11 protein-coding genes and 1 tRNA gene are annotated in these 13406 nt (G+C 39.7%); 9 read left to right on the forward strand and 3 right to left on the reverse strand.

Annotated features, from left to right (window positions below; all coding sequences use genetic code 11):
- The first annotated feature begins 1 nt into the window (after position 1).
- From DXB43_RS09955 to DXB43_RS09980, 6 genes are all read left to right on the forward strand, one after another.
- Entirely contained in the window at positions 2-1387 is a 1386-nt protein-coding gene (locus tag DXB43_RS09955) for an MATE family efflux transporter (RefSeq protein ID WP_117947459.1), read from the forward strand.
- Positions 1388-1547: 160 nt separating this feature from the next.
- Entirely contained in the window at positions 1548-3266 is a 1719-nt protein-coding gene (locus DXB43_RS09960) for a methyl-accepting chemotaxis protein (protein WP_117947460.1), read from the forward strand.
- A gap of 85 nt (positions 3267-3351) precedes the next feature.
- Entirely contained in the window at positions 3352-5028 is a 1677-nt protein-coding gene (locus tag DXB43_RS09965; protein WP_117947461.1) for an EAL domain-containing protein, read from the forward strand.
- Between the two features lie 211 nt (positions 5029-5239).
- Complete coding sequence (locus DXB43_RS09970) at positions 5240-6571, forward strand: hypothetical protein (RefSeq protein ID WP_117947462.1); 1332 nt, start codon at positions 5240-5242, stop codon at positions 6569-6571.
- Positions 6572-6652: 81 nt separating this feature from the next.
- A tRNA-Lys gene (locus DXB43_RS09975) sits at positions 6653-6725 on the forward strand.
- Between the two features lie 324 nt (positions 6726-7049).
- The gene (locus tag DXB43_RS09980; protein WP_117947463.1) at positions 7050-7685 is read left to right on the forward strand and encodes a DUF1638 domain-containing protein; all 636 of its coding nucleotides are present in this window, start codon (positions 7050-7052) and stop codon (positions 7683-7685) included.
- 74 nt (positions 7686-7759) lie between these two features.
- Here DXB43_RS09980 and DXB43_RS09985 read toward each other — a convergent pair whose 3' ends face one another.
- Both DXB43_RS09985 and trmB read right to left on the reverse strand, forming a co-directional pair.
- Entirely contained in the window at positions 7760-8593 is an 834-nt protein-coding gene (locus DXB43_RS09985; RefSeq protein ID WP_117699114.1) for a bacteriohemerythrin, read from the reverse strand.
- A gap of 194 nt (positions 8594-8787) precedes the next feature.
- Entirely contained in the window at positions 8788-9438 is a 651-nt protein-coding gene (gene trmB / locus DXB43_RS09990; RefSeq protein ID WP_117699115.1) for a tRNA (guanosine(46)-N7)-methyltransferase TrmB, read from the reverse strand.
- Positions 9439-9597: 159 nt separating this feature from the next.
- Between trmB and DXB43_RS09995 the strand changes: the two genes are divergently transcribed.
- Entirely contained in the window at positions 9598-11019 is a 1422-nt protein-coding gene (locus tag DXB43_RS09995; RefSeq protein ID WP_117947464.1) for a D-alanyl-D-alanine carboxypeptidase family protein, read from the forward strand.
- Between the two features lie 194 nt (positions 11020-11213).
- Here DXB43_RS09995 and DXB43_RS10000 read toward each other — a convergent pair whose 3' ends face one another.
- Complete coding sequence (locus DXB43_RS10000; RefSeq protein WP_117947465.1) at positions 11214-11726, reverse strand: hypothetical protein; 513 nt, start codon at positions 11724-11726, stop codon at positions 11214-11216.
- Positions 11727-11922: 196 nt separating this feature from the next.
- Between DXB43_RS10000 and DXB43_RS10005 the strand changes: the two genes are divergently transcribed.
- Entirely contained in the window at positions 11923-12537 is a 615-nt protein-coding gene (locus tag DXB43_RS10005) for a type IV toxin-antitoxin system AbiEi family antitoxin domain-containing protein (RefSeq protein ID WP_117699118.1), read from the forward strand.
- The gene (locus tag DXB43_RS10010) at positions 12537-13406 is read left to right on the forward strand and encodes a hypothetical protein (RefSeq protein ID WP_147343688.1); all 870 of its coding nucleotides are present in this window, start codon (positions 12537-12539) and stop codon (positions 13404-13406) included. Before DXB43_RS10005 ends, DXB43_RS10010 begins: the two co-directional genes overlap by 1 nt.

The raw sequence follows: 13406 nt of genomic DNA on the forward strand, positions 1-13406 counted from the left end.
CATGTCAAAAGATGAATATTTAATTACAGATGCACCCCTTAAAGCACTGACTGTTTTTGCAATGCCAATGATTTTCGGAAGCTTTTTTCAACAGGTCTACAATATGGCTGATTCAATCATTGTGGGTCAGTTTGTTGGATCTTCTGCCCTTGCGGCTGTTGGTGCCTGTGCTGCCCTTACGAATGTATTCATTTGTATAGCACTTGGTGCAGGTGTAGGTGCAGGTGTACTTGTGAGCCGTTATTTTGGTGCCAGAGATTATAGTAAAATGAAAACAATCGTATCAACATCATTGATTAGTTTTCTGGTTCTTAGTATACTTCTGGGAGTTACTGGCTTTTGTTTTTCACGTTCCATGATGGACTTATTACAGACACCCGCTGATATACTGGAGGAAGCAGTACTATATCTTCGTGTTTATTTTGTGGGATTTCCGTTTCTGTTTATGTACAACATTCTTTCAACGATGTTTACTTCAATCGGTGAATCAAAGATTCCATTATGCCTTTTGATTTTTTCTTCTGTTCTGAATATTATAATGGATCTTTGGATGGTAGCAGGCCTTGGTCTGGGCGTATTCGGTGCAGCCCTAGCCACGCTTATTGCACAAGGCATTTCGGCAGTATTTTCGTTTTTAATCTTTTTATACCGGATACGCCAGTATAAGAGTCCGGCTCGCTGGTTTGACGGGAGGGAATTACATTCCATACTCCGCATTGCTGTACCGTCGGTCCTCCAGCAGTCAACAGTGTCAATTGGTATGATGATTGTACAGGCGGTTGTAAATCCGTTTGGTACACAGGCTCTTGCAGGTTATGCGGCAACGATGAGGGTAGAGAATGTTTTTTCACTGATATTTGTGTCCATAGGCAATGCAGTCTCTCCGTATGTTTCCCAGAATCTTGGCGCAAAGAAAATCGGGCGTATAAAAAAAGGATACCACGCTGCACTGGTGTTAGATTTATGTTTTGCAGTCCTTGCTTTTATAGTCATTGAAACACTGCATACACAGATTTCCTCATTATTTCTGGGTAAAGATGGAACAGCGCTGGCATATCAGGTGTCTGGAGATTATATGAGATGGCTCGGCTTCTTTTTCATTTTCATGGGTATCAAGATGGCAACAGACGGAGTTCTTCGGGGACTTGGAATCATGCGTCCATTTCTCATTGCAAATATGGTAAATCTTGCAATTCGTCTGTCAGTTGCTTTGATACTCGCACCGCGTTTTGGCATTGCATTTGTCTGGCTTGCTGTACCGGCCGGCTGGCTTGCAAATTTTCTGATTTCTTATGTGGCACTCAGAAAATCATGGCCAGACGATAAGATGGCTTTTGCTGCTATAGAAGATGGTGCGGCCGTTTTTATAGAAAAATACTGTAAATAGCTGTCTTTAAAAATGACGAAAAACCAAAGCAGGAAGTGTTAAATTTTATCAAAAAAATAGAATTTGAAAATTAAAGCTGAAAAGTCGTTGACTTTTGAAAAAATTCTGATATAACAAGGTCTAGAAAAAATTAAAATAAAGAGAAAGGAAATAAGAATCAATGTTTTCACAAAAAGATAAAATGAAAAGTAAATTAGAAAACATGCATCTGCAGGAAAGGATAAACTATGGCTACAGAAAAGTCATTATTATGATGTTAATTTCAGGCTTGCTTTCTATAGTGGTCATAGGTGTTTTATTTGCTAATATGGTACATTATATAGAAAATGTTACTGTAGCAGATCAGGCAGTAAAAATATGTAGAATTAATGTGAATGCGGCAGCAAGAAATATCAGGGAAATGGCATTAAATGATGATACTTCTTCATATGCCGGTTATGAGAAAACAGTAGAAAAGCTGCTGAAAGAAGTTGATTCTGAACTGAAAAATTTAAAGGGAACCGGAATTATTCCTGACTCAGATTATGAGGAATATTCATCAGCCCTTTCGGATTGGGGAAACATTGGTTATTCTATTATAGAAAAAATTAAAAGTGGTGATAAGGAAAAAGCAGTTGATGAAATCATGAATGATTGCACACCTGCATTAAATAAAGCGGTGGAAATCGCAATAAGATTAGATGATGTGACAGACCAGGAGAGCAGCAGGGCTTCCAGAACTACATTTACTTTTGCTATAGCAGGAATTGTATGTATTATAGTGTGTTTATTTTTGGCATGGATACTGACAAAGAAAACAGGTAAAAAAGTCCTGGATACAATTCTTGAACCTTTACGGGCAGTTGAGGATGTCGCAAAGGAACTGACAGAAGGAAATTTACACAGTACACTGGATTATCGTTCAGAAGATGAGATTGGAAGACTGGCACACAGTATGCGTAAATCAATCCGTATCCTGGGAAGCTATGTAGACGATATTGACCGTGCAATGAAATTGTTTGCAGAAGGAAATTTTGATGTTAAACCGGAAGTAGAGTGGCGGGGAGATTTTGTCGGAATTTTAAATTCTTTTATGCAATTTGAAAAAAGTATAGGAGAAACGATTAAAGGAATTCAAAATGTTTCCAATGAAGTTTCAAGTGCAGCAGACCAGGTAGCATCAAGTTCTAATGATCTTGCAGATGGAGCTACAAATCAGGCGGCAGTAGTAGAGGAACTGACAGCAACAGTTGCAGGTGTATCTGAACAGGTAGAAAATAATTCAAAATCTGCAAAAGAAATTAGTGGAAGGGTGGATGAGCTTGGAAATGCCATTTTAGAAAGTAATGGTAAGATGCATGAAATGGTTGATTCCATGAATGAAATTAGTGAAGCATCAAAAGAAATTGACAAAATTATTGCAACAATTAATGAAATTGCTTCCCAGACAAATCTACTTGCATTGAATGCTTCTATCGAAGCAGCAAGGGCAGGAGAAGCCGGAAAAGGATTTGCAGTTGTAGCAAATCAGGTAAATTCGTTAGCGGACCAGAGTGCCCAGGCAGCGAAAGAATCTGCAATGTTGATTGAAACCTCTGTGAAGGCAGTAGAAAAGGGTATGGTGATTGCAGGACAGACTGCGGCGCAATTGGAAGATGTTGCAGAGAACTCTAAAATAATTACAGAAGAAGTTACAAATATTGCGGAAACGTTAGAAACACAGACAACAGAAATCCAGCAAATTAATGAAGGAATTGAACAAATTAATGATGTTGTACAGACCAATTCTGCAACATCTGAGGAATGTGCAGCTGCCAGCCAGGAGATGAGCAGCGAATCAGAAAATCTGCGTGAAATGATTCGTAAATTTAAATTGGCAGAATCAGAAAAAACAGTATAATACGATAATGATTTCCAGCTATAATTTCTACCACAGAATAGAAAGTTTATCAGTATAAAAATTTTATAAGAAAGGCACTTATACTATGGATACAAACATACGCAGACTGCTCAAGGAAATAGGAGCAGAAGATTTAATAGAAGTATTTGCACCATGTATGGATGACTATCTTTATATTATAGATTTACAGAAAAATACCCTTATCATTTCACAGGCAGCGGTGAAGCGTTTTAAGATGCCGGGCAATTCATTTGATAATGCTGCCGACAGTGTCCGCTATTTTGTATATGAAGAAGACCGCCCGATGATTAGGGAACATTTACAGCGGATTGCGGATGGAAACGAAAAAAATCACAATCTGCATTACAGATGGCTTGATAAAGAAGGGATGCCGGTATGGATTAACTGCCGTGGAAAGGTAATCAATGATAACGATGGAAAACCTCATTATCTTATAGGCTGTGTAAACGAAATTGGAAATATACAGTGGGCAGATAATGTCAGCGGACTTTTGGGTGAAAGAGAAATGCATTCCTTTGTTTCTTCCCATATAAAAGACAGCTCGTCAGTATTTTTAATACATATAGGGATTGATGGATTTAATGCGATTAATGGTACATTAGGCGTAGATTATGGAAATTATGTGTTGAAAAGTGTTGCTGACGGTATCAAGGAATGTCTTTCTGATAACCAGCAGCTGTACCATCTTGTTGCAGATGAGTATATGATTGTTGATCTGGAAAGCCATACAAGAGATGATGTTATGCTATTGCAGAAGGAAATATGTAAAAAAATAGAAGATTTTATTATTTCTGAAAAATATAAGGTGGTTTTTACAGTATCTACCGGAATTATTCATGCAACGAAGCTCTTAAAATATTATGACGAGTATCGTAAAATAGCGGTTTTCTCTTTAAAACAGGCAAAATCCATGGGAGGAAACGGAGTATATTTTTTTGAAAAAGAAGATTATAAGTTATTTTTAAAAAAAGAGAAAATAAAAAGTGCACTTCGAGGTGCCGTGACAAATGAATTTGAAGGATTTGAAGTATACTATCAGCCGATTATAGATTGTTCCTCGGGAAATATAATTGGTGCGGAAGCGCTTATGAGGTTTTCCATGTATTCAGGTGGAAAAAAAGAAAGTATCTCGCCTGTGGAATTTATACCATTACTGGAAGAAACCGGGCTTATTATTCCGGCTGGAAGATTTGTATTAAATGAAGCTGCGGCAATGTGCCATGAAATGCGGCAGTATATACCGGGATTTAAGGTTAATGTAAATATATCTTATATTCAGATGATGAAAAGTGATATCTGGAAGGACATACTTTCGTCTATAGAACAATATAATCTTCCGCCGGAGAGCCTGTGTGCGGAACTGACAGAAAGCGGATATACGGATATGACACCGTATTTTTATACGCTTCGGAAGAAATTCGAAGAGAAAAAAATACAGTTTATTCTGGATGATTTTGGTACAGGTTTTTCGAATCTACATTGTATTGTAAACATGAATCCTAATTATGTGAAACTGGATAATCATTTTACAGCAAAAGCTATGAGTCAAACAAGGGATTTTGAGCTGTTAAAAAAAATAGTTGAACTGGTACATAGTATAGATATCAAAATATGTATAGAAGGTATAGAAAAAGAAGAGTGGTATCAAAAGCTGAAAGAAATACATGCTGATTATCTGCAGGGCTATCTTTTTGGCAGACCATGTGATAAAAATCAGTTTTTAAACCAATTCATATGTTAAATTAGCATACTTTCTTAATTTTCATTTCTATTTTGGAAAAGGCTTCTTGAAGGAAAATTCTACCTGTGATAAAATAAAATTAATTATACTTACAGGGAAAGTAAGTACCCGGCTGCAGGACATATCCAGGGAACTGCCAGTATAGTGGCAGGTTTTTACGGTTTGCTCCTGCTATTTAGTGAAAAATAAAAAATCACGGAGGATTTTTACAATGGAAGAAGCAAAGCAGAACATCAAACAAAAGAAGGATTCTTACAATCTGAGAATTGTGACGGCTGTACTGGTATTAACAGTGCTGGTTTTAGGGGAATTATATGTGATGATTAACTATCCGTCCAATTATGTGGCATTGATTGTACTTACAGTTGTAGCACTAGCTGATATTTATATTCTGATTGCCAGTGCAATCCAGAAAAATTATAAGAAAGAGATTGACCAGTACGAACAGTATGATAATCTGTTTAAGTCAGAAAAAGCTTCTTATCTTGTAACCCGCAAATCTTTTGAAGATATTGCGGATCAGCTTGATCGTATCGAAGAGGCAGCCGGTTCACCGACAAAGGACATCATAGATGCACAGAAATCCATTGCCAAAGTTACCATAAGCCGTAACAAAGAAAATTCCGATGCATTGATGAATTCCAACGACAAATTATTAGAGCAGATATTTAATCTTTCCGACCGTCTGGATAATCTTGAGAAGAACATGTTAGAGCAGCAGCGTATCGTAGTTGAGAATGCCAATAAAGACCTTCTGCTAAAACAGCAGGAAATGGCAGCTTTCGTGAAAGAAATGGAATTATCCATCCACAATACCATATTAGCTGAAGTTGGAAAAATAAATGGTGCGCCAGCTGTTGCTTATACAGCAGCGCCGGTACAGCCATCATCAGCCGCACCAGTTGAGGAAGTAACACCGGAAGAACCGGAAGCACCAATCGACGAAGTGATGCCGGAAGAACCGAAAGCACCAATCAATGAAGTGATGTCGGAGGAACCGGCAACACCAATCAATGAAGTGATGTCGGAGGAACCGGCAACAGAACCGGAGACAGTTGCAGAGGATATGCCGGATTTAGCAGAAGATGATTTATTAAATATAGATGCTTTATTCGGAAATGACGAAGCAGCTGAAACTACAAAAGAAGTAGCAGAAGAAAACAATGAACCGGAACCAGAAGAACCAGTTGGTTTTGATGATACACTTGGATTTGCAGATGAGGAACCGGAAGAACCTGCATTTACAGAAGAAATGGTAAATACCATTGATGAACCGGTTAAGGAAATGAATTCCGACCCGAATCATATGATGACACCGGAAGAGATTGCAGCTTTGATTGCAAATGCAGATTCAGCAGCTGAAGAAGCACCAGTTGTAACAGAAGATGCTATTTCAGAAGAATCTGAGCCGATAACGGAAGAGGAACCTGTGTCAGAACCGGTTGTGGAAGAACCGGCAGCAGAGCCTGTTATCGAGGCAAATTCTGACCCGAATCATATGATGACACCGGAAGAAATTGCGGCATTATTTGCTAATATGTAATTTACAAAATTTTTAAAAAAAATAAAAAATTACTTGCAATTCGATAAATTCTATTATATAATAGTCCTTGCGTTAAGCAATGCGCCACTAGCTCAGCTGGCAGAGCACCTGACTCTTAATCAGGGTGTCCAGGGTTCGAACCCCTGGTGGCGCATGTAAAGTACCGATTTTGTGGACGTGGAGCCATGGGGTTGGTGCTTTTTTTTGTTATAAAAAATCCGTAAGAAGCTGCCCGTGGCAGGTTCTGTAGATGTAAATAAGGAATGATGAAGATATCGTTTATTTGTTCAGTATATTTTTTACTTCTTTAAAAGACCTTTGAATTGTAGTAAATTTAGTGTGCAGGGCAGGCTTACGGTAGGAAAAAAGCAAAGCCTTTCTGGAAAAGCAGTTTGATTTGAATTTCATGAGGCATACCCTTTTTTAGATATTATATGCAAAAGGATATAGAAAAATATATAAATATAGAGGAAATCATTTGGAAAAGAAAATTCTGATTGCCTGTGCAATGCAGCAGGATGAAATTGAAAAGTACAGAAAACAATTAAATATAACATATCCTGTTGTATATCTGCAACGTGGATTGCATAGAAACCCGTCTGTATTAAGAAATCTGCTGCAGCAGGAGATTGACAGGCACCAGGATGTGGATATAATCCTGCTCACCTATGGATTGTGCGGGCGGGGCACGGAAGGGATTGTGAGCTGGAATACCGAACTTGTAATGCCACGTTTCCATGACTGCATCTACCAGCTTTTGGAGAATCATGTGGATAAGAATTCTCTTTATGCGACAAGAGCGTGGATAATTGACAAGGAGTCCATTGGAGGCCAGTGCAGTACCGTTCTTGCTGCTTATGGCAGAGAACGGGGGATGGAAGTTTTAGATACAATCTATGGCGGTTATGAGAAGATTACTTTAATAGATACGCAAAGCTATGATATAAAGAAAACCAAAGATGGACTGAAAAGACCTGCAGAACTTCTAAATAAGAAGCTGGCGGTGGAGCCATCCGACTGCAATATTATAAGAAAGCTTTTATCTGGAAAATGGGATTGTAATTTCGTTCATCTTGAAAAAGGAGAGCGTGTCACAGAAAGACACTTTATATAAGAAAACCGGCTCCCTGACTTAGAATAAAATCTAATATCAGGAAGCCGGTTTTATGATGTATGCTCTGCAGTTTATTATTTTTTCATTTCGTCCATATAGACAGCAATTTTTTTATCCATACCAATAATATGGTTGGATAACCAGCCCAGCAGGAACTGGATCAGTTCCAGAAGATAAGTCTGCTGGTTATTGTCCATATCGTCAAGTTCTGAGAAGTCAATTTCTACCAGGCGTTCAACGAAAACAGTGTGGGCACGCTTCTGGGCAGCCAGTTCCGGATAGTGCATCTTCTCCATCAGCATTTCCTCATCAGCAAAATGAAATTGTGTATAATCCTTTAATTCCACTAAAAGCCGCATAATTTCATCATATTTGTCATGCAGCAGATCGTTTTGAATCAGGTCATTGGTCTCTTTTATAATCTCAAAGAGACGGCGGTGCTCTTTATCCACAAGGTCAATTCCGGTCTTGTATTTGTCCGTAAAGGCAAATGGGTCTTCGGAAGTCCCTTCAACTGCGGACATTTTTCCAATCATCATATCACTGCTTAAGATATGGTGGTACAGCCAGCGTACCAGATAGGAAAGCAGTTCTTCGAAAGATGCTCTGGCAGCCTCTTTTGAGGACTTATCTAAAATAAAGGAATTGATTTTCTCAGCAAATTCAGCATGTTCCTTTTTCTGAAGAGGAAGCTCCGGGTCATGAATCTCTTCCATATAAGCCTCTTCATGGGCGAAATGTGTATTCGCATAATCCTTCAGATGAAGAAGCAGGCTCTGGGCAGTTCCGGAAATATCCTCGGTTGTTTTAACAAGGGAAAGAGCATCATTTATCATCTGGAATAATTTGCGGTGTTCCTCATCAATTTGTGGAATATGAATCAAACAATCTTCTGTAAATTCGTACATGGTATACATCTCCTTACATTGTATCAATGATTTATGCTACGACGTATTATAAACCCTCAGAAGATAAGCCACAATAAAAAAAGAAAAATTTATAAAAATTTCACTGATAAACCAACTCCGGATGCTCAGGCAAATGGTTCATCTCATGGGTCATGCCATCTGGCAGTGTCCGTGCACTGGCACTATCGGAAAGGTCATAAAGGAATATTTCTGGAAGTAATCAGCTTGCAGATAGGATTTCCCCTGGAAGAGAATTTCTCTTCGTATTCGGTCATGATATTGCCTTCGTTCATGGCAGTATCATGGTGTAAATCCCTTGTAAATGCGTCCAGATTCCAGCCTGCAGCATCGATTTCTTCTAAGGAGAAGTCAAAAAGTCCTACGTTATCGGTCTTAAACTCAATCTGTCCGTCATCTTTTAAGACTTTGTCATAGCGCTCTAAGAACTGGCGGGAGGTCAGTCTTCTTTTGGCATGGCGGTCCTTTGGCCATGGGTCGGAGAAATTAAGATAAATGCGGTCTAACTCGCCCTTTTCGAAGAAGTCCGGCAGAAGTGCCGCATCTTCACACAGAAGGCGTAAGTTTGGCAGTGGATTTTCTTCCAATTTCTGGAGTCCGCGATACAATACGCTTTCGTAACGTTCCATGCCAAGATAGTTGATATCCGGATTCCGGGCAGCTAAGTCCATGATAAAGCGTCCCTTGCCCATGCCGATTTCAATGCGGATCGGGTGGTCATTTCCAAATATTTCATTCCAGTGTCCTTTATGGGAAGCGGCATCCTTGATACAGAGGTCACTGGCTTCTACAGCCGGCGCAGCCGCCGGGATATTGCGAAGTCTCATAATATGAAATCCTTTCTACTTATATATATCTTTCGAAAACAATTTATCATATTTATGGTTTAAAAGAAAGAGAATTGTGAATATTAATGGAAAGGTATTGCACCATGGAAATGGATTGATATATACTTAAAGGTAAGAATGATTTAGGAGCAGCAGAAAATGAAAAAGAAAAAGAAAATATTAAGCGTCGGACTGGCAGTGTGTTGTCTGGTTGGCTTATTGGGTATAAACACACAAAAGGTAAAGGCGGCAGAGTACTGGCCCCAGGACCCGGAAACCGAATCACCCAATGCGATTGTGATGGAAGAGAGCACAGGAACGGTTCTTTATGATAAGAATTCCACGGAGCAGCATTGTCCGGCAAGTATCACGAAGATTATGACCACGCTTCTGGCACTGGAAAACTGTTCGCTGGATGAGACAGTAACATTTTCCAAAGAGGCGGTTTATAACACCCATGGTTCCGGAATCTCCAGGGATGTGGGAGAGCAGATGACCATGGAGGAATGCCTTTATGCAGTCATGCTGGAGTCTGCCAATGAATGTGCCTATGCGGTAGCGGAGCATGTAGGCGGAACCGTTGAGAATTTTGTTCAGATGATGAATGACAAAGCGGCAGAGTTAGGTTGTGTGAATACACATTTTAACAATCCACACGGACTATCTGAGGGAGAGGATGCAACCCTTCACTACACCTGCTGTTATGATATGGCACTGATTGCAAAGGCGGCTTACCAGAATGAGACTTTCCGTGCGATTACGGCAACAAAGACCTATCAGATTCCACCAACCAACAAGCATGATGAGATCACCTATCTGCAGAATCATAATGAAATGATTCATGCCTTTAAAACCAGAGGACAGTATCTCTATGAATACTGTGTAGGTGGTAAGACCGGATACACCACAGCGGCAAACAGTACGCTGGTTACCTTTGCAGAAAAGGACGATATGACACTTATCTGTGTCATTATGAATGCCCAGTCGCCGGCGCAGTGGACAGACAGTATTGCATTGTATAATTATTATTTTGAGAACTTTTCGCTATATAATGTAGCACAGAATGAGACAAGGCTTGAAAATGGAGAAATGGATACAGGAATGCTCAATACCAATTCCTCTTTTGTAAAAATAGACCCGGCGGGAAATATCGTTCTGCCAAAGAGTGCAGAATTCAGCGAAGCTGCGCCAACAGTAAGCTATGATAATACTTCGGATGATGTGTTGGCAAATATCAGATATACATTTGCAGGACATGATGTAGGCGGTGCGGATATTGTTTCCACCGGAGTAAAAGCAGATACGTTCTCTTTTGATAATGTAAAATCAGAAGAGATTTCTACGGAAGCAGGAACCAGGACCACTACGAAGCATAAGTTCCAGATAAACATCTGGAAAGTGTTATTGGGAATTCTTGGTGTCGCAGCCCTTGTGGTCATAGTATTTCTGATTCGGAGATTTGCGGATAATTTCTATATTATCAGACACAAATATTTCTCAAAGAGCAGACCGGATAAGCGTTACAAAACTATAAAGAGAAACTATCGCAGCAAGAGAAGACGGCACAGAAGAAGAAAATAGTCTCGAAAATTGCTATAGAACAACTGAAAAAGACAAGAATAAAAAGAAACGACAATATTTAAATTTAAATATTGTCGTTTTATGTTATCTTGGACATTAAAGTTAGGACGAGTTATATTCTGATAATTTGTGGATAAATCCATTATTATTCTGTTATCGTAGCAGAGTTATCCACACTATTTGGATAATTATCATCAATTTGTGGATAACAGAGTCTGGAGGTAGGAAAGGATACGGCTGCGCTCCCTGGTGTAGATAATGATGCCATTATAAGCCTTTACCATAGTATCATAATGTCCCTTTAAGCTGATGGAAGAACTTAAAGTATACATCAGATAATCGGCAAGCTCGGTTGGTACTTCAAGCAGTACCGGTTCGGATTCCTCCAGACTTTTTAAAGAAGCTTCACTGGATTGCAGCAGGCGGCTGATTTCTTTGTCCTGCTCAAATTGCTCGGATGTTTTATTTACAATAAAGTAACCTCTCTCATCCCGGGGCATATCCATTGCCTTGATGGCACGCTGCACCTGTTTGGTCAGTGCATCGGAAGCGGGGTACAGGGACTGGAAATATCCCATAAAATCTGAAGCCTGACGGAAATGTTCATTGCAGCCCTTTTCTAATACTTCTGTGACCAGAATACGTTTGATAATCTTCTGGCAGGTTTCCCGGGAAGGGTTTTTTCGGGTAGTATTTTCTGTTTCCATAAATACCTCATTTATCAAAAACAAGCGTATATTCGAATAGACATATGCGACATTAAATATTGTTCCAAATAAATTATACGACAAGAAAATGATTTTTACAACGACAAACTGAAAAATATAAGACAAATTGCAACAGAAATTGACAAGCGGCAAAAATTAACTTATACTAGAAGAAAAATGCGAAGGAGCGATATCTATGAATGCGAAGCAGAAAGAGCAGACCATTGAAGAGATAAAGAAGCTTTTAGAAGAAAATAATGGCATTGTGAAAGCTGAAAAATTATATCCTTTGGGATTGACCTATAAAAGTATTCAGGGACTGGTGAAAGCCGGCATACTTGACCATGTAAAGAGTGGATATTATTCCATGGGGTATGAAGAGAAACCGCAGGAAGAAATTATTCTGGGACTGTTCCCGGATGGAATCTTATGTATGGACAGCGCCCTTTACTATTACGGTTATATTGAGAAGCGTCCTTATGAATGGAGTATTGCCATCAGCAAGAATACTTCGAAGTCAAGGTTCCGCATGGAATATCCGGTGGTGAAACCATATTATACAGAGCCGGAAGTCATGGAGCTTGGTGTAACGGCCATTCCTTTTGCCGGTGGCGAGATGAAGATTTACGAAAAGGAGCGCCTTATCTGTGACTGCCTCAAGTACGAGGAACGTCTGGAGCGGGAGGATTTAAAGAAGGCGCTGCTGGCATTTATCAATGAGCCAAAGAAAGATATTGCAAAATTAATGGAATATGCCAGAGCCCGCAAGGTTGTGGCAAAGATTCAGAGCAGAATTGGAGTGTGGCTGTAGTGGCAGAGTGCATACTGAGAGAATCATTGATCCGGCAGAGAAGTGAGGACTTGCAAATCCCTTTTGTGGACCTGCTTCCTTCTGCGGTAACCGAGTATTTTCTATATCAGATAAGTAAATCAACATTTGCAGAGAAGCTTTATTTTAGAAATGGCAGCAGCCTCGGTGTGGAGAATTACCGCCGGAAGAGAGTCTTTTCCCTTTCCTATTATTATCAGGTGGTAAAGGATGAGCATTTAACGGAAATGCAGTTAGGGCAGCTCATGAAAGAGGTGTTAAGCCGGAAGCCGGAGTATGTCTATCAGATAGAGAAAGAAAGGGCGGGAAGCTATCAGATAGAGGTGCTGGCAAAATCAAAGGAGCATGAAGTTCCCATTACCCTGCGTTTTCAGGAGCTTCGGGACGAGCAGATGCAGCCTGCCCATGGAGAATTGCCATTTTTCTTACAGGAGAATACGGTAATCCGGTTTCTGCAATATCCTTATGAGCAGGTTGTGGCAGAGAATTTTGTGGAAATTTTAGAGAAAATGGAATTAATCAACGACCTGTCCTGCTATGAAGAAATTTATGGAATCTTAAAGAAAGAGGCGTTAGATGGCAGAAAGGTTGAGCAGCAGATTATTGAAATTGGAACAAAGAGAGAGCTGGCCTTTGGAAAAGACCGGCTGGATACCGTCCTTCACTATAAGGATTATACTTATATGAAGCGGAAATGGGCGGCATACTTAAAGCGGGAGCGAAAAAAAGAGCCGGACTGGGCGGAAGTGATGACTCTTTTGGAAGCCTTCTTTCCACCAGTCTGGCGTGCAATTATCAAAGATGAAATTTTTATCGGAGACTGGATGCCGGAGCTGTGCCGTTTCCTGTAG

It is taken from the genome of Roseburia sp. OM04-10BH, from assembly GCF_003462605.1.
Classification (GTDB): domain Bacteria; phylum Bacillota; class Clostridia; order Lachnospirales; family Lachnospiraceae; genus Roseburia_C; species Roseburia_C amylophila.